Below are 19,754 nucleotides of genomic sequence, written 5' to 3'. Positions count from 1 at the left end.
ACCGCCGCGCTCATCTGGCCACCCCTCGATCTTCCGGGCGCGCGGCACCCAAGGGGCGCAGCTTCAACTGCGGCAACTCGACCGGATGAAGGATGTCGTCGGACAACTCCATGGGTTCGCTCAGCGGCTTCAGCAGCCCGTCCAGGTGCGAGATGTCGTACTCGTCAAGCTGGCCTGCAGCCCCCTTGAGCTTGAAGTACGCCAACCAGGCGTCGTAGTGCGCCCGAGACAAATCCCGCTGCGCCTCGGACAGCTTGGCCAGCGCAGCCAACACCTCCGAGTTCACCTTCATGCCGACCTGATAAGCGCGCTGGTTCGCTCGCACGGCAACGGTTTGCGATTGCACGGCCGTGCTCAGCCCTCTGGCCTGGCTGATCGCGCTTTGCGCCGCCGAAAAGTCTTGCCGAAGGTTGAGCGCCAAGCTACGGCGAGCAGACTCCAGATCCGCCTGCGCCTTCTCCTGCAAGACCATCGCTTCACGCTGTTTGCTGCGCGTCGCGCCAGATGCAAACAGCGGAACGTTCAGCGTGATGCCCGCCTGGATTTGCGTGGCCAGCCGCGGCTGCGTGCTCGTCACCGAACCCGTGTCCCAAGTCTTGGTGTAGCCGTAATTCGCGTCCAACGTGGGCGCATGGGCCATGGTGGCTTTGATCGTCTCCTGCCTGGCTGCTTCGAGCGCCCATTGCGCCTGGCGCAGCGCCGGGCTGGCGACATGGGCCTCGGTCACCCAGTCGCGCAGGCTGCCGGCATCGACGTTGGGGAGCACATCGGCCTCCAAGGCCCGCGACAAGAGTTCCGGCGTTTGGCGGCCGACCAGGTCGAGAAACACCTGGTGCCGCAGCGCCAGGTCGTACTCGGCCGCAGTGACCTGCGCGGCCACCATGTCGGCCCGGGCCTGCGCATCCCTCACGTCTGTCACTGAAACCGTGCCGACCGTGAAGCTGCGTTTGGCTTGGGCCAATTGCACTGTCGTGGCCTCCTGCTCCACTCGCTGGTAGCGCAACGCATCGCGGGCCTTGAGCATGTCGAAAGCGGCTTCCACGAAGCGCAGCATGAATTCGACGCGGGCTTGTTCGCTTTGCAGACGGGCCTGCTCGCTTTGCGCCTTGGCTTGCTGCAACTGCGGCCGCAATGCCGGCTTGTACAGCGGCAGACTGAACTGGACCGCGGCCTGGCGCGAGTTGAAGGTTCGAGGATCGGGCGTGACCGCATTCGAAGGCTCAACGTACTGCGAATGGCCGTTGCTGTACGTGAGGTTGGCCGTGACCCCGTACGCCGCGCGAGCCTGGTCGACGCGATGCAGCGTCGCCTCATGTTGCGCGCGGGCACTGGCCGCCGCCGGGTCTCCCAGCTCCGCAGCCCGATACAGATCGAGCAGGGACTGCGCATGGGCGACACCGATCCCCAACGGCGTGAACACCGCCATCGCACCAACGCAGGCGGCAAGCCACGCCTGCCTCAACGCGGCGACACACCGACCAAACACCTCAACTCCCCTCCCCGCCGCATGGCGCATCTCCAGCCAACGACGGCCCAAGCCGCTCTTCGCGGAACGCTGCGGCAATCCGCAGCAAAGTCCGCGAGTTTATGGGGTCTTCACGTCAGGGAGCACCCCCGGCTGGGGGACGGGAGCGGTGGTATTGCACGCTGGGCGGACTCTCCTCACCGGGAGCGGTGCGCTCCCTTGCCCGCTAGCTGAGATGGGCGCAGCCCGTCGGAGGCTGGGCGCCGAGCTTGCGCAACTCCTGCTTCAGCGCCTCCTCCATGCTGATACCTCTGGATCGCGCGTCCTGCTCCAAGCGTTGCTCAAACTCCCTCGCCGCGCCGGGTTTGGGACCGCTGCCCGTATCGCTCAGGATGCTGGCAAGATTTCGCAGGCAGATCTGGCTTCTTGCGGGCAATTCGAATCCCTGCCCTGAACCGCCAGCACGCGATGCCGTCAGGTCGGACGGCAGGTAGACCTTCCATCCGACCCAGCCGATCGCAAAGCCCACCAATGACGCAACCACCACCGCAATCGCTGACTGACGCAGGTTCATCGGTTCGTCGTCCGTCGTCTTGCCCAACCAGACCAGAAATATCACCAGGAGTACCTCATAGACAAGCGGCAGCAGCACGGCAGCAGTCGGACTGCTTAGAACCCTCGCCAGCCGGATGCCGGCCAGTAGCAACGCCAGTTCCACCAGTCCTAAAACGGCAAACCCCAGGAATGCGGCCTTGAAGGCTGACCCGAACGTCAGAGACACCCCCAGAAGCAAGCGAGTGGCCAGGACGAGCAGCAGTGCAGTCATGGCACTAGCGGCAAGCGCGAAAGCAAACAAGGCGAGAAAGAACATCAATACCTCTGTGACGTTGCGCCGGCGAGTATCACGGATACCGGAGGCTGTGGTGTCGAGCACTTGCACGGGGTAACGGGCGGCGCCTGCAGGCGCCGCCCGTCATCACTTCCGCAAGGCGCCTACATGGCCGCCCCAGCGAGCTGAGCCCACTGCGCCTGCGCCGCCTGCTCCAGCTCCAGCAACCAAGCCTCCGAGAGGGCCTGGGCGCGGTCCTGGTCGGCCGCCTCCTCTTCCTCCCAGCTGCGCGGCGGAGTGGCCGGCGGCGCTACGGTCAGCGTGAGCAGGCCGCTTTCATCCACCAGCGCTTCGCTCACGATGATGGGCTGCTGCTCGGCCTCGCTGCCCGCGGTGCTGCTGGTGGAGCCCGTGCCGCCCGTGAGGCTGACGTACGGGTTCACGCCCACCGGCGTGACCACCGCCGTGCCGCTCAGCACCTTCACCGTGATGTCCTGCGTGACGCTGGCGGTGGCACCGTTGGACGCCTCGGTGCTTGTGGCTTTGACCTGCAACGACAACGTGCCGACGAAGCAATGCGGTGGCACCAGGCTCAGCGTAGCCAAGTTCCAGCCGGTAACGTCCACCGAGCCGCCGCCGCACTCCAGCGTGATCGAGCGCGTGCCGTCGGACAGCGTGGCGCCGGCCGGCAGGCCCAGCAGTTCCACCTTCAGGCTCTCCGAACCGTCGGTGTCGGCCAGGCTGGCATTGATGATCGGCAGCGCGATCGCCGTGCCCGCCAGGCCATACACCAAGTGGTTGCCGGTGGGCAGGGTCTCGACGATGCGGAGGTCGTCCACCATCGCGCCGCGGCCATTGCAGGCGGTGTCGCCGCCTTCGATGCGGATCAGCAGCTCGCGCGCCCGCCCGTTGCCGGTGAACTGGAAGTTCAGCGTTTGCCAGTTCAGGCTGTTCAGGCCGCTGGTGCCGGCGTAGCTGCCCACCAGTTGCCCATCGACGTAGATGCCCACGCGGGTGTTGGCCTCGGGAAGGCCGAGCGCGCCTGCGTAGTCGAAGCTCAACGTGTAGACCGCACCCTCGACGGTCTGGATGCCGCGGTAGATGCCCAGCGTCTGGTGGCCTTGGCCGGCGCCGTTGTTCAGCTGCAGCCAGTTGCGGCCGTCGCCGGGCGCCGCCTGCACCGTGACCGGCTCGCCTGCGGTGTTGCGCATCTGGTCGCCCGAGCTCCAGATCTCGAACGCCGTCTGCTTGCCCCAGTCGGAGCGAAGCACGCTCCAGCCTTCCAGCGTGCTCCACGGGCTGCCGGCCACCAGCGTGAAGGTGCGGTTGCGGTTGCGCACGCTCTCCCAGCTGGTGGACAGCACTTCGCGGCTGACGTTGACGTCGCGCGCCGTCATGGTGAGCACCGGCACGTCGGCCACCGCCGCCACCTGCACCTGCAGATGCTTGGTCACTGTGGCGCGGCCGCCGGTGGCGGTCTCGATCGAGGTGGCTTGCACCTGCAGGTTGAGCGTGCCGCTGAAGTTGGCCGGCGGCTGCAGCGTGAGCGTCGCGGTGTTCCAGCCGGTGACGTTGGCCACACGCGCGTCCTGGGTGACGGTGAAGCTGTGGCTGCCGTCAGCGAGCACGCTGCCGATGGGCATGCCCATCAGCGTGAGCACCATCGACTCGGAACCGTCGGTGTCGGTGAGCGAGGCGGCGATGCCTTGCAGTGGCACACGCGTGTCCTCGGCACCGCGGTTGAGCTGGGTGGTCTCGGTGAGCGCGATGTCGTCGAGCATCGTGCCGCGGCCCTGTTCGCTCAGGCGGCTGGCCTCGGTGACGATGCGCAGGCGTTGCGCCCCGCCGCCGCCGGTGAAGCTGGCGCTCACCGTCTGCCAGGCCAGCGAGCTGCTCGGGCTGGTGGGGCTCACCTCGAGCAGCTTGGTGCCGTCGAGGTAGACCACGACCCGGGTGTACGACGCGCTGTAGCCCAGCCGGCCGGCCACGTCGAAGCTGAGCGTGTAGCTCGCGCCCGCCACGGTGTCCACCGTGCGCTCGATGCCCAGCGTCTGCGGCATGTTGCCGCGGGCGTCGTTCAGCTCCAGCCACTGGTTGCCGTTGCCGTCCATGGCCCGCACGCTGCGCAGGTTGCCCCAGGCGTCGGCCATGCGGTCGCCCGTGGCCCAGACCTCGAAGCCGTCGGCGCCGCCGCACGACGGGTCGGGCTCGGTGACGAGCGTCCAGCCGTCGAGCACGGACTGCTGCAGCAGCGTGGAGGTGGCATCCGGGTTGGACACGCCCTCCCAGCCGGTGCGGAACAGTTCGCGGGTGCTGCTGTTGGCGCCGGTGAAGGCGAGCTGCGGCGCATCGGCCAGCGCGGTGATGTCCAGCGTGACGAAGGCCTCGGGCGCTTCGACCTGGCCGTCGCTGACGACATAGCCGAAGCGCGCGTAGTGGACGCGGCGGTTGCCCCAGCCGCTGTGCGCATAGCCCTCGCCGCCGGAGGCGTCGGCATCGGGCACGAAGCGCAGGCTGCCGGCCTCGATGTCGGCCTGGGTGAAGCCGTCGCCCACCACCACGTCGAGCCAGCTGTCCTCGCCGGCCACTTGCACCTTGCGCTGTAGCACGCCTTCGGCCGGCAGGCCGGTGATGCGGATGCTCAAGGCATCGCCATCGACATCGGCCACGTCGAAGTCGCTCCGGGCGAGGATCAGCGCCTGGTCTTCTTCGCCGATGGCCAGGCTGTCCAGCGCGGTGGGGGCGTCGTTGACGGCGGCCACCGTGATGCTGAAGGTCGCCACGGCCGACGTGGCCGTGCCGTCGCTCACGCGCCAGCTGAAGCTGTCGGTGCCGTTGAAGTTGGCCAGCGGCGTGTAGCTGAAGCTGCCGTCGGCGTGGACGCTGAGCGCGCCGTGCAACGGGCCTTCGACGATGGCGGCCGTGAGCGAGTCGCCGTCGACATCCAGAGCACCCGCGAGCGGTTGGATCGTCAGCACGCCGTCTTCGATCAGGGTCTCCGTGCGGTTTTGCAGCGTCGGCGCGTCGTTGACGGCGCGCACCACCAGGCTCAGCGTGGCGACGTTGGATTCGAGCTCGTCGTCGCGCAGGCGGAAGCGCAGGGTGTCGATGCCGTGGAAGTCGGCCTGCGGCACGTAGGTGTAGCTGCCATCGGCGTTGAGCGTGAGGCTACCGTGTGCCGGCGGCTCGACGATCAGTGCATTCAGCCCGGCGTTGTCCACGTCCAGGCCGAAGGAGCGCAGGTCGAAGACGAGCGTGCCGTCCTCGTCAAGCGTGGCGCTGGCATCGTGGGCCACCGGGGCATCGTTGACCGCGGTGACGGTGAGGCTCACCGTGGCCACCTCGGACTCGGCCGTGCCGTCGCTCACCACGTAGGTGAATCTGTCGGCGCCGAAGTAGTCGGCCTGCGCGGCATAGCTGAAGGTGCCGTCGGCATTCAGCGTCAACGTGCCGTGCTGCGGGCCGGCCACGATGCGGGCCGCCAGGGCGTCGCCGTCCACGTCCACCGCGCCAGCCAGCGGGTTGATCGCGAGCACGCCGTCTTCGAGCAGGGTTTGGGTGCGGTTGGCCAGCGTGGGGGCGTCGTTCACCGCGGCCACGGTGAAGGTCAGCGTGGCTTCGTTCGACTCCAGTTCTTCGTCGCGCAGACGGAAGCGCACGAAGTCTGCGCCGTGGAAGTTGGCCGCCGGCACGTAGGTAAAGCGGCCATCGGCATTGCGCGTGAGCGTGCCGTGTTGCGGTGCGGCCGTGATCACCACCTCCAGCACGGCGCTGTCCACGTCGAGGCCGAGGCTGCGCAGGTCCACCACGACCTGGCCGTCCTCAGCGAGCGTGATGGCGGCGTCTTGGGCCACCGGCGCGTCGTTGACCGCGGTGACGGTGAGCTGCACGGTGGCGACGTTGGAGTCGGCCTGGCCGTCGTTCACGCGGTAGGTGAAGCTGTCGTTGCCGGCGTAGTTGGCGTGCGGCGTGTAGGTGAAGCGGCCGTCGGCATTGAGCACCAGAGTGCCGTGGGCCGGGCCGGCGACGAGGGTGGCGGTGAGCGGGTCACCGTCCACGTCGCTGGCCTGGGGCTGGTTCGTCACGCTCCCGTCTTCGGCCACGCTGGCGGCGAGGTCGGCGGCCACCGGCGCATCGTTCACCGCATCGACAACGAGCGTGAGCACCGCCTCGCTGGAGACAAGGCGGCCGTCGCTGAGCGTGAAGCGCAGGCCGTCCTGGCCGTTGAAGTTGGCTTCCGGCGTGTAGAGCCAGCGGCCGTCGGGCTGTTGCACCAGCGTGCCGTGCGCGGGGGGTGCAACGACGCTACCCGCGATCGCATCGCCTTCGCCGTCGCTACCGTAGGCGGTGAGGTCGATGAGCAGGCTGCCGTCTTCGGCGACATGCACTTCGGCATCACGAGCCACCGGTGCCGTGTTGGCCGGCAGCACGGTGAAGTGCAGCGTCACCGGTTCGGAGGCCAGTTCGCCGTCGCTGACACGGTAGCTCAGGCTGTCTTCGCCCACGTAGGTGAGGTCCGGCGTGTAGGTGTAGCTGCCGTCTGCGTTGTGCACCAGCGTGCCGTGTGCCGGTGCGGCGAGCACGTCGACGGCCAGCGTCGCGCCCTCCACGTCCGATGCGCCGGCCAGCGGGTCGAAGGTGTACGGGCGGCCGGCCATCACGCTGCCCGGCGCCGCTGCGGTGACGGTGGGCGCGTCGTTGACGGCGCGCACCGTGAGTTGCACCGTGGCGGTGTTCGACGTGCGACCTTCGGCATCGATGATGCGGTACGAGAAGCTGTCGGCGCCGAAGTAGTTCGCTTCGGGCTGGTAGCTGAAGCTGCCGTCGGCGTTGAGGGTGAGCTCGCCATGCTGCGGGCCGCTCACGAGCGCCACCTGGGCCGCGACGTCGCTGGCGACGATGTCGTTGCCGAGCACGTTGCCCGTGGCGGTGGTGTCTTCGTCGGCCGACACGGTGTCGCTGGTGGCGACCGGGTCGCTGACGAGGCGGATGTCGCGCAGCGCCACGCTGCTGTGGGCGGCGCCGAAGCCGAGCAGGTCGAACGACAGCATCACCGGGGTGCCGGCCAGCGCAGTGGGCAGCTCGATGTAGTAGGTGGCCGTGCCGTCGGCGTTGACGAGCTTGCGCACGCCGGAGGCCAGGCGCTCGGTGCCGTCGGTCTGGACGTTGAGCAAGGCGTCGCTGCGGCTCAGGGGCACCACGCCGGCGATCGTGCCGAGTGCAGGCAAGCCGGTGTTGGCGTTGAGCAGGGCGACTTCGAAGGCGTCGCCCGGGCCGCGGCTCCCGTTGGCATTGAGCGAGCGGTCGGCCACCGTGAAGCTCAGGAAGCGGTCACCCGGGTTGAGCAAGAAGCCTTGCGCCAGGTGGGTCTGGCGGGTGGCCGATTCGCCGAGCGTGACCACTTCGCCGTTGACCTGCACTTCGCCTTCGGCCACCCAGCCCTCCAGGCCGTCCATGCCATCGGCGGCACCGAAGTCGCCGTTGGCGAGCGTCGGGTTGACGACGCCGAGGTAGTCGGGGCCGGACGACGCCGGGCTGCCGCGGCGCGCCGCTCGTGTGCCAGTGCTGCTGCGCTGCTGGGTGGGCAGGAAGGGGTCCGTGGGCGAGGTCGGCGACGGCGGTGCGTCTGGTGAGCTGCCGTCTGCGGCTTGCTCGGCCTTGAGTTCGGCCACTAGGCGGCTCATCAGCGCGAGTTCGTCGGCAGTAGGCAGGCGGCGCTCGCCGGGCTGCAGCGCCGCGCCCATGAAGTCGCGGCCGTCAGCGCTGTGCTCCAGGCCGAGGGCGTGGCCGTACTCGTGCAGCAGCACCGAGAGCATGTCCATCTTGCCTTCGGCGGCGCTGCCGGGGCGGGCCTTCCAGACGTTGGGGTCTGCGGTGGGGAGGAATTCGGTGTTGTCGTCCGGTGTCGAATCGACGAACCAGCCATGCCCTGCCGCGTCGAGGTCGAGAACGATAGTGGCATGCGGGCCTTCGCCGAGCGCCTCGCCAACCGCCGTTCCGGAGAGCTGTTCGAAGCGCAGCTGGCTGGCGCTGAATTTGATGTCGGCGCAGTACTTGTACTCCTCCGACACCAGCGGCATGACCAGGATGTTGAGCACGGTCTTGAAGCGCTTGCCTTGAGCTTCGACTAGATAGGTAATGCGGTCCGTGCCCTCGTAACCCTTCTGCGGCGCGTAGTTGTAGTGGTAGGTCGATTCTGAGACGACGCTGATCTGCCCATGCTTGGGTGCTTCGAGCAACGTGATCTTCGGGTTAAGGGCCTTCAGCCATTCGGGGGACAAGCCATCGACCGGTGACCCCAGGCGCCGCAGCAACTGCAGGCTGAACGGCGAGAAGCTGTTCGCCGCGGAGTCGGGATAGAGGTACTCCATGTCCTGACACGTGGTCAGAACGCTGTCGAATCCGCTGCGTTTCGGCGTTGCGACCGGCGCCGGCTGCGATGCGCCGCTGGCCTGCGCAATCACTTGGACCGTCTGGTCCATTGGTTCGGGAGGAATGAGCATGTCGAACACAAGAGTCTCCTCGGGTTGGATCGCGGCGTCGATCGCCGGCTCGGTCGTCGGTGAAACTTCCGCATGAAGCGCATGGCCCCCAATGTCCAAGGCCTGCGGCGGCCTCAAATAAACGTGGAAGTGATTCTGATGGCCCCCCGACGTGGCCGCAGTGATCCCGAGGTTGGACAGAACGCGACCGATGTTCGGCAAGCTGTTCTGGCCACCGGTTCCACCGACGAGCACGTTCGAAATCAACCCATGGGCGGCGGTGCCGTCACCAAACAGGGCGGTTCGCACCTGCTCACGCCTCGTGCCTCCGTTGATCAGGGTCAAGGTGGTCCGCGAGCCCTGGTTGGCCGCGCCTGTGCCACCGCCGTCGCGCGTCACCGAGTACAGGGAGAGGAAATCCTTCACCGCAGACTGCTGCCGGTTGCTCCCCAGGTTCACGTTGACGCCATTTATGAGCTGGTAATACGCAGCGGTCTCGGGAAGCGTCGATTGCCCTGCTTGACTGACCGCGTTGTCGTTGCTCCAACCGACAGCATTGGCCACGACCGTGACCGTCTCCTGGCTGTTGAACTGGTTGCCGTTGTTGCTGCCACCGGCCGGACGGATAGCGCTGACATAGGTCCTGATTCCCAGGTCCAACGCCATGCCGAGATCGTGCGAGCCATGCCCGGACGGCGTGAACCCATGGTTCGCGTCAACGGCACCGTTGAACAGGAATTGCCTGGCTCCGCGCAGCGCCGGCGCCGCAGAGTTCGAAGCCAACATAACGTCGCGCAGCCAGCTAGTACCGAAGTACTCGACCTGTCCCGTTCGCGCCTTCCACTGCTGAAGCGTTTCGTTGGGGAGCTGAGGGCTCGACGAACCCGTCTGCGAGTTGTTCCATCCCGGGACGCCTGATCCAGGGATGTTCAGCCAGTGGGCCGCGTTGTAGGCATTGAGCCAACTTAACGTCGTCCCAGCCCCACGCGCAGCGCCGACAACGAAGCTGTTGGCCGCGCTGGCCAATGCCGCGAAATAGGCCGTCTGGTTGAAGCCACTTCCATGTGGCGAGTTGACCAACTGCTGACTACCCGGACCATTGCCGTAGTTGACTACCTTGGAAAACAGATAGGCTGCCCTGCGCTCAGCCTCCGCCCATTCCCCATTGACGTCGAAATCTTGAATGGAGTTGTTGGCACGGCTTGGTAGGCCCTGCGCGTTGGACGCCCCCATAGCGGGGAACCCGAGGTATCTCAAGCGCTGCTCAACTTTGTAGACATCGAGCCTATCGATAGTGCTGTTGTCCGCCGCTGCTTTGCTGACTGCACCCCGAAGCCGCATCGCCGAGTACCCTGGATCGTCCAACGGCCGATCGCCGAAGAACACGTTGCTGACCGTGGCGTAGTCGTTCGCCTGCACGGTGATGAACAGCAGGCGCGGAACCCGGGTGACGCCATCGTCATCGAGCTGCGTGAAGTGCACGGTGAACGTGACCTGCTTGCCCTCGCTCACGGGCTGCCCTTGGCGCAGCCGCGCGAGGTCTTCATTCGTGATGTTGGGCACGAGGTACATCCGTCCGGTGTCCGTGAATGTCGCGGTACCAAGATTTGGATCCCGCGACAGCGGCACGTTCGACGACGCTGACTCTGTCACCAGCTTGAGCTGCGAAGTGGGCTCCTGCAGGGCGAGCGCATAAGCGAAATCCAGCTCGAAGTCCTTCAGTCGCAGTTGGACCTTCTTGTCGCTGATCTCGTTGATTGCGTCTTGCCTGTCCCTTTCGCTCATGGCTCGCCATGCAGCGCTGTCGTTGTCCGGGATCCCCAGCAAGCTGCGAGCGATCACATCCTCGATATCGACTTCGATGACGTCACCCATGCGCCCGGTGGCCGATCCAGTCACGATCTCCGGATCAAACGCCGTCCCCGCCGGCACCCCGAACGGCACCGGGATCAGCTGCTCGGCCTCCGTGGGCGGCCGGATGTGCTTGGACATGCGGTCCTCCGGCCGCATCGCCAGCGCCGCCTCGATCAGCATGCCGGTGTTCCAGGCGTGGTGCTGGTGCGGCTTCTGCCGGAACTGGTCGATCGTGCCGTAACCGCCCTTGAGCTGCCCGATCAACACCTGGCCGTCTTCAGACAGGCTCAGGTTGGTGATGCCGTAGCCGTCCAGCGGCAGCGTGGCGCCCAGGTACTCGGGCTGGCCCTGGCGGCCGAACGGGTCTTTCACGATACCGAGCTTGCCGCCCACCGCCACCTTCTTGGCGCTGGCGCTGCCACCGAATGCGCTGGGCGGCCCGAACGGGCTGGTCTGCACGAACATCGGCGCCTCGAACATGGCGCGCCAGTACGCGTCTTCGTAGTTGTGGTTGTCGTCGGCGACGATGGCGTATTCGACGCCGTCGTGTTTGACCAGCACCGCGCTTTGCGCGCGCTGGATGTTCAGCCGGTCCACACGAAGGGCCCCGCCGGGCTGCGTCATGCGGATGGCGTTCATCTGCGCGCTGGCGATGCGCCCTTGCCCGTTGCGCGTGATCGTCAGCGTGGACAGGCCCTTGTCGTAGTCCTTGACGTTGGCCACCAGGAAGCGATCGGCGTCGTAGGTCGCCGTGATGGTGGACGGCGCCTTGCCGCCGAAGTCGGCGGGCAGTTCGGCCTGCACCACGGTGACGTCACCGGTGCGCAGGTTCAGCGTCTTGAGGTCGATCACCACCACGTGGCCGGGCTGCCTTCTCGCGTATTGCAGGTCTTGCGACTGCGGGACGGCCACCACCAGCGTCGAGCCATCGGGCCCGACGGTCATGCCCGAGACGCCCAGCGGCGAGGCTTCGACCCCGGTGCCTCTGAGGGTGGCGATCACCTCGTTGTAGCGGGCGCTGCCGGGGCTGACGTCCATGACCATCAGCCGGTTGTTGCTGGCGCCGCTGCCGTAGCTCTGGCCTTCGCCGATGATCAGCCAGCTGCCGGCGGTGGCCAGGCTGGCGATGCTCTTGCCGCTGGGGATCTCGAGCTTCGACAGCTGCTTGAGCGTGAGCATGTCGAACACGTAGATCACGCCGTTGCCGCCGACGAACACGCGGCTCAGGTCCTGCGAGAACGCGATCGGCTGGGACTTGCGGCCGCTGAGGTAGTTGTCGAAGTTGTTGTGCGAGCCGAGCATCTCGAGCAGGTTGAGCGTTGGCTCGGCACCTTCTTGCTGCTGCGGCTGGCGCACGAAGTCGATGCCACTGCGCGTGAGCACGGCGGCCATGTGGGGCTTGGCACTGATCTGCAGCACGTTGCCGGCAAACGGGATCAGCTCGCCATTCGACGGGTTGCCCGACGGCATCACGACGCTGCTGGGGATCAGCCGCACCAGTTGCCAGCGCACGCTGCCGATGGCGATTTCCTTGCCTTGGGGGATGGGCTGCAGCGGGCCGGTGAAGCTCGGGTCGGTGGGGTCAGGCAGTGGGGGGGTGTTGGGGTCGATCTCGAGTTCGCCGCTGAAGTCGCCCGACACGATCTTGACGTAGCGGTGCGACCCGTCGGGGAACAGCATCTTCACGCCGATCTGGCCGACGAAGGCTCCGGGCTGTGCGCTGGCCACCGTGAGCTTGAGGCGCCCGGTCGTTTCATCCACCGACGCTGCGGTGAGCTGGGGCGGCACCACGTTGCCGTGGGGCGTTTGAACCGCCGGCAGGGCCGCGGTGGTGCTGACGGTGGCGGTGTCGCCCGCCGGCACGCGCGGCAGGTCGATGGGCGCGAACTGCGGGACGCCGAAGCGGTAGCGGCCCGCGGTGCCCAGGGTGGCCATGTTCGCGATGGCGGCGATGATGTCGGAGGCGAGGTTGACCCCGTTCATACCGCCGCCGAAGGTGATGCCCAGGCCGCCCAGTCCTTCGAAGGTGAGCCATTCGGCCGCGCCGATGGCCAGGTCGAGCGAGCCGCTGATCACGCCCGGCAGACGGTTGCAGACGAGGTATTCACCGCTGCTGTCGAGGCCGTAGTACGGCGGGCTGGCGGTGCGTGCCACGCCGTCGGCGCCGACGAAGCCGTTGTCGACCACCCACCAGGTGTCTTTGTAGGTGCCATCGGCGGTGAGCACCGTGCCCTTGCGCAGGAACAGCACTTCGTCGCCGGCTTGCACCTGGCTGCCGGCTTGCACCGGGATGGCCAGTTGCAGCGGGACGTTCGAGGCTAGAGCGCCGATGTCGAGCTTGAAGGCGCCGAGGGTTTGCAACACAGCCGGCGCCGGTGCGCTCACGCCGAGCTGCGCCTGCAGATCTGACACGTCGATGCGGCGGATGGAGACGGCGGTGTCGCCTTGCAACGCGCCGGCGCCGATCATGACGGTTTCGCCGGTGTCCGCGGCCACCACGCCGCCCGCTGCCTTCGACACCGCAACGGCCCGCGGTGCGGCGGTGGCCTCGTTGTCGTCGGTGGTCTGCGCGGCCCGTACCGTCAGGGTGATGTCGCTTTGGCCGATGGCCTGCGCCAGCAGCTGCTGGCCGACCACGTAGCCGTCGGCGTCGAAGGTGGGCAGCCACTGCGAGCCGAGGTGGACGACGCTGAGGGTGACGCGCCCTTCGCGGTGCGCGGTGATCAGGCCGTCGGCACTCACGCTGGCGATGCTCTCGTCGCTGCTGAAGTAGCGTGTGCCGGCGGCGGCCGCGGCGATGTTCAGCGACTGGCCTTGCAGCGCGTCGAGGCGCTGCACCTTCAGCTGCCGCGTGCCGCCCGGCGCCAGCGCCAGCGTGCCCGGGTAGACGTCGGGCTGCACGATGAACGACTCGTCGTCGTGGCCCTCACCCTCGTCGATGGGGTTGCCTTCTTCATCCAGCACCACTTCGGAAGCCGGTTGCGGCGCAGCTTCCACGTTCAACGCAGCCACCGCCCGCACCACACGGCCGTCGGTGTCGGTGCGGCTGACGTTCAGCAGCGCCGCGCCAGCAGCGTTGGCGCGGATGAGGTCGCGCGTGTCGTCCACGGCGATGGCGGTGGCGCCCACATAGCCCAGCGGCGCCAGGTCCTGCGCCGTCACCGTGAGGTAGCCGCCGCCCAGGCCGAGGTCAACGTTGGTGTCGTCTTCGAAGTCGGCCACAGCGCGCAGCAGCACGTTCTGGCCGGTGCTAAGGCTGGGCAGCGGCTGCAGGCGGATGGCCAGCAGCCTGGCGCCGCTGACGTTGACGCTCAGCTCGATGGGCGCGCCCAGCGCGAAGCCGTCGTCGGCCTGCAGGCGCACGCTGGCCTGGCCGGCATAGCCGGCTTCGGGCGTGAACAGCAGGGTCTGGCCGTCGCCGGCGATGCGGGCGCTGCCGTGGGTGGCGCCCACCACACGCCAGAACACGACGTCACCTTCCAGGTCGCGCGCGATGGCGTCGAGGCTGCGGCGGCCTTGCAGGTCGGTGTGCGTGCGCAGCGCGGGGCCGGCTGCCTGGGTTTGGGCGACTGGCGCCTGGTTGGCGCGCCAGCCGTAGTTGGCAAACAGCACCTGGCGGTCGCTGGCGTTGACGCTGCCGTCGCCGTTGAGGTCGGCCAGGCTTTGGCCGGCCGCGGCGGCTTGCTCCAGACCCTGTTCCCAAAGCGCGCTGTCGCGCCCGTCGATCACGCCGTCGCGGTCCAGGTCGCCAGCCAGCGAGATGCGTGCCGTGGCGGCGCCCTCGCCTTGCAGGCGCAGCAACTTGAGGCCGGCTTCGGTGACGCGCAGCAGCGTGACGGTGCGCCCGCCGCTGGTGGCTTGGCCGAGCACGGTGGCGCCTTCGGCGCTGAGCTGTACTTGGCCTGTGGTTTGCAGCGCCACGATCACCGCGCCACTCGCCCCGGGCGTCTTGATGGTGGAGGCCAGCTCGCTCTCGCGCACCACGAAGCTCAGGGTCACCGGCGTGCCGGCGCTGAGCGTGCCGCTCCAGGAGTGCGTGGGGGTGGCTGCGTTGGCCAGCCAGCCGACGGCGGCGCCCAGGTGAGCGGTCACGGGGTCGGTGATCAGGCTGCCGTCGGCGCGGTAGCCGTACATGGCGCCGGCGTCGGCGCTGTAGAGGCTGCGCGCGAGTTGCAGGCGGCCCTGCGCGTCGTAGCGGTAGGCGATGGCCAGCGGCTCGCCCGAGGTAAGCGCGCCGGCGATGCTTTCGATGGCGCCTTGCGCATTGCGCACGATCTCGATGCGCTCGCGCGGGTCGACCGCGCCCACCAGGGCGATGCCGGAGTCGCTGACCAGCCATTGCTGGCCGTCGGCGAACGTGATGCGTTGCGTGCGGCCTTGGCCGTCGAGGTTGTAGCGGGTGCCGTCCGGGCCGGTGAGCACATAGCCTTGCGGGACCCACGGCAGGCCGGTGGTCTGGTCGAACAGGCGCTGGCCCTGGCGTTGCAATGCCACGGGCTGGGTTTCGTCGCCGCTGTGGGCGGTCAGCGTCCAACCGTTGCTGCTGGCGAAGACGGGGCGTGCCACCAGCGGCGCACCCGGCAAGGTGCTCAGGGGTTGGGTTTCGGTGCCGAGGGTGAAGCTCAGGTGCAACTGCGCTGCCTGTGTCGTCTGGGGTGGCGACAGGCTGGCAGGCACTTGCAGCCACACGCGGGCGCCTTCCATCCACGGCGCTGCAGTGCCCAGCTCGGTGAGGCTGGGTTGGTCGTGCGTGAGCTGGGTGTCCAGCAGCGGCAAGGTCCAGTTGCCGAAGCCGGGCACATCGCCCCCTGAAGACCCAATTTGGGCGTTGGAGCCGGAAACGGGGTTTGCAGGCAGCACGCGCGTGAGCGCCAGGCTGTGGTTGCCCAGTTGGAACACCGCGTCGGTGGCGCTGGCTTGCGTGAGCGCCTTGTCGGCCGAGTCGATGACGACACGGGCGGCGATTTCGCTGGTGCGGCCGGTCAGGTCCCACGCGCGCAGGCGCAGCTGGTAGACGCCGTTGGCCAGCGTGGCGGGGTCGAGCGTGGCCAGGCCTTGCAGCACATTGCCGTTGGCCGACACGGCGGCGTAGTCTTGCCGGGCCAGCGGCTGCCATGCGGCGCTGCCGTTGGCAGGAGCGATCTCGAGCTGATAGCCCATCAGCTGCTGCTCGCCCAGGCGCGACAGCAGTTGAGTGGCGCGGGTTACGGTGACAGGCAGGCTTTCTGCGCTGCTGCCTTCCAGGCCGCCCCCCCAGGCAAGTTGCGGCGCGGTGGTGTCTTGCGGGTCTCGCACCCGGATGGTTTGGGTGCGGGTCGCTGCAAAGCCGTCCGCATCGGTCGCAGTGACGCGCATTTCCACCAGTCCGGGTGCCGTGGCGCTGATGCGCAGGCGGCCCGAGCTGTCGAGCGTGGCGGCTTGCCAGTCGCTCGCACCGATGGCGCTGCCGCGCACCTGCACCTCGATGCGCTCGATGGGGCTGAACGCTTCGGCACGCACTGTGGCCAGCACCGCCTGCCCCGGCAGCACCGGGGTGGAGGGCGTGGTGTTGATCAGGATCTTCGGTGCGTAGGCCTCGTTTTCAGCCACCACGCGCAGCGTGAAGCTTTGCGTGGCGGTGTTGCGGCCGTCGCTCACGCGGGCCAGCACAACGAAGTCGCCCACCTGGCCGGGGCCGGGGGTCCACAGCAGGCGGCCCGTTTGCGCGTCGTAGCTGGCGCCTTCGGGCAAGTTGCTGAAGGAGACAGTCAACGCTTGGGTTTGCGCGGCGCCGTCGGCGTCACTCACGCGGATGTCACCTGCGCTGCCCGTTGCACCGCGCACCACCGGCAGGCTGAAGCTTTGGCCGACCAGCAGCGCGTGGCTGGCGGCGCTGATCTGCGGCGTGCGGTTGACGTCGAACACGCGGACCTGCACGGTGCGCAGCGTGGTGGCACTGCCGTCGGTGGCCGAGAAGTTGAAGGTGAACGCGCGGTCGTTGGCTTGCGCGTTGTTCACCACCTCTGCGCTGGGGGTCCATTCGAAGTAGCCACTCGTCGGGTCGAAGCTCACGCCGGACGGTGTGTCGGCGTCGTGCAGCAGCGCCAGGCGCACGGCATCGTTGTCGGCGTCGACCCCCAACATCGTGAAGGCCAGGGTCTGGCCTTCTTGCACCAGTTGCAGCGGCATGGGCAGCAGGCGCGGCGCCTGGTTGGCGTTGCGCACCACGAACTCGATTTCGCGCGTGGCGGCCGAGTGGCCGTCACCGGCCTTCAAGACGAGGCGATAGTGGCCCGGAGTGGCGCCGTTGCTGTTGTCGGACTGCGCGGCAAAGAGCCCCGGCGTCCAGCGCAGCACGAGGCGCGACTGGCCATCGGTGCCCGACGAAGGCTCGATCGTCAGGCCCGAGGGCAGGCCGCCTTCGATGCTCCAGTTCACGAAGTCGAGGTCGGGTTCGCGCGCAGAAAGCTCCAGCGCGAGCGGTACGCCTTCGTCGGCCACCACGGTGGTCAGCCCGCCGGCCAGCGGGTCGCCGGCAATCTCAGCGCCCATGGCCTGCACGGCAATGAGTTCGGGCGCCAGGTTGGCCGAGCGCACGACGATGCGCAGGTCGCGCACCGTAACGTTGGGCACGGGCACCGCATCGGGGTCGGGAATGATCCCTGCATCCTGCGGCGGCAGGCCGCTGTCGCTGACTTCCAGGCTCACGTCGTGCACGCCGGCCTGAGCGGCCGTGGGCGTCCACACGATGTAGGCGCGGCCGTACTGCGGCTCGGTGACGATGCTCGCCCCGGCGGGCAGGCCCTGGGCCGCGTAGCTGAGCGCGTCCTGGTCGAGGTCTCGCACCGAGATCGGAATGCGCACTTGCTGGCCGATGACCGCGACGGACTGCCGCGGCACGGTGACCTCGGGCGCTTCGGTTTCGCTGCGCACGGTGACGACGAAGCTGCGCGCTTCAGCCAGCACCTGGTTCACGTCGCCATCGCCGTTGTCTTGCGCGACCACGGTGATGGTGTAGTCGCCACGGTGGCCGGCACCCGGCGCGAAGCGGATGACACCAGCCGCGGTACTGCCCGTGGCGGTTTGCGAGTAGGTGGCAAAGGGCGGCAGGCCCGACACCGTGAGCGTGACCGGGTTGCCGTCGGCATCACCCGCGCCGACCGGAATCTCGAGCACGGCACCACGATCGACGAACGCGTTGCTCACATTGCCGAGGAGCGGCGCGCGGTTGGCATTGGCTACGACGATGGGCAGCGTGACCTGGCTGGAAAGCGGCGTGCCGGTGCTGTTGCCCTCGTCGGTGGCCGTTACCGTGACGTAGTAGGTACCGGCCTGTGCGTAGCCGGGCGTCCAGACGATTTCGAGCGTTTCGGCGTCGAAGCTGGCGCCCGGCGGCAAGCCGTCCACCTGGTAAGTCACGGTGGCAGCCGTACCCTCGCCGCTCACTGCGGGCGAGGTGGGCGACAGGCGCACCTTGGGCTCAAAGCCAGGGTTGTCGGGGTCGAACGCGAACACGCTGACGCGCAGCGGCTGGCCTTCGAGCACGTTCCAGGTTTCGGCCGCGTCGAATACCGGCGCACCGTTGGCGTTGAGCACCTGCAGCACCACTTCGCGGGTCACGCTGGTGGTCACGGGCTCGCTGCCGTCGGTCGGCGTGTAGGTGGCCGTCAGCGTGACCGGCAGCTTCAGCGTGCCGGCCTGGGCATAGCCCGGGGTCCATTCGAACCAGCCGGTCTCGGTGTTGAGCGTGGCGCCGCCCGGCAGCCAGGGGCTGCTGTAGCTGAGCGTGATGGTGGTGCCATCGGCCTGCTGGAACGGACCCGCAGGGGCCCTGCCCTGCTCGCCACCCGGCATGCTGCCCGGCAACTGCAGTGCGTAGCGTTCACCTTCTCGCAGGGTTTGCTGCGGCACTTCGGCCAGCACGGGCTTCGCATAGCCCTGCTCCACGCGCAGCGTGAAGCGTTCGGTCACCGTGGCTTTGCCGTCGGTGGCCACGACCGTGACGTCGCGGTATTCGCCGGCCTGGTCGTAGCTGGGCGTCCAGGTCAGCAGGCCGGTGGCGGCGTCGAATCGAGCACCGGGCGGCAGGTTGCGCACGGAGACGGTCACGGTTTCGCCGTCTGCATCGGCCGCGGTGAGAGGGAGCGTCAGCGTTTCGCCCTCGGTGAGCGTGATGTCGCCGGAGGTACCGAGCACCGGCGCGTGGTTGCCGCCTGCTACGTCGATCGTGAAGCGGCGCAGCGCCACGCCGCCACGGCTGTCGATCACCCGCACGAGGATCTCGGTGTTAGCCAGGTCGCGGGTTGTCGGCGTCCAGCTCAGCGTGGCGGTGTTGTGGTAGCCGTCGGCATCGCTTTGCACGTCACCCGAGCCGGTGATGCTCATGCCTACCGGTGCTTGCACCAGCTGCCAGAAGAAGCGTGCGCCATCGCTGTCGTGAGCCTGCAGGGTGCCTGTCCACGGTTGCCCAGCCGTCGCGGCCGGCAGCGCGTTGGTCTCGGCAAGGGCATCCGCCACTTGAACGCTCGGCGGGGTGTTGTCGAACGGCACCGCGTAGATGCCATGGCCCAGGTTGAACTTGACCAGCGAGCTGGAGCCGGGCGCCGTGCCAAAAAGGCTGGCCGGCCGCACGCTCACGGTCTGGTCGGCCAGCGTGGCACCGACGGCCAGGCGTCCGCCGGTGGCTTGCAGGCCTGCCGTGAGATCGACGATCCACAGGTCGGACTGGTTGCCGCTGCCTTGCGAACCACCCACCACTTCGGCGCCGAAATAGCGGCCCGGGTCGAGCAGCAGCATCAGCGGGCCGCGCAGGTCGTCCACGCCGATGTTGGTGATGCTGACGTCGTAGCTCACCTCGGCGGTGGCGCGGTCGGCACGGGTGTTGGTGAAGTCCAGCCGCACGACATTCGTGAGGTCGGCGACGGTGGTGAACGCCGTGACGAAAGACTGCGCCAGACGCACCTGTGCCGCGCTGCGCATCTGCGGCAGCACTTCGAGGCGCCAGCCGCCGGCCGCCAGGTTGGGCAGCGTCAAGATGGCGCTGCGCGAACCGGCATCCCAGCGCACGCTGTCGGGCTGCAGCACGAGGCTGCTGTTGGCGCCCGTGGCCACGAAGCGGTAGTTGGCCGGGTTGAGCACGCTGGAG

Annotated in this window: 3 protein-coding genes (1 of these 3 cut by a window edge); all 3 read right to left on the bottom strand. The window is 68.0% G+C overall.

Features of this window, described 5'->3' with window-relative positions; translation table 11 throughout:
• Positions 1-10: 10 nt before the first annotated feature.
• On the bottom strand, positions 11-1,426 hold the full coding sequence (locus tag E8D38_RS08380; RefSeq protein ID WP_181178995.1) for a TolC family protein: 1,416 nt from the start codon (positions 1,424-1,426) through the stop codon (positions 11-13).
• Between the two features lie 265 nt (positions 1,427-1,691).
• Positions 1,692-2,405, bottom strand: coding sequence for a hypothetical protein (locus tag E8D38_RS08375; protein ID WP_140627797.1), 714 nt, complete (start codon positions 2,403-2,405; stop codon positions 1,692-1,694).
• 53 nt (positions 2,406-2,458) lie between these two features.
• Positions 2,459-19,754: the final stretch of a tandem-95 repeat protein gene (locus E8D38_RS08370; protein ID WP_140627795.1), read on the bottom strand. 17,957 nt of this gene lie beyond the right edge of the window; 17,296 of the gene's 35,253 nt are visible here — the last part of the coding sequence; its start codon lies beyond the right edge, outside the window; its stop codon occupies positions 2,459-2,461.

It is taken from the genome of Methylibium rhizosphaerae, assembly GCF_006386545.1.
GTDB classification, from domain to species: domain Bacteria; phylum Pseudomonadota; class Gammaproteobacteria; order Burkholderiales; family Burkholderiaceae_C; genus Pseudorivibacter; species Pseudorivibacter rhizosphaerae.
This window is presented reverse-complemented; position numbering and strand designations above follow the sequence as displayed.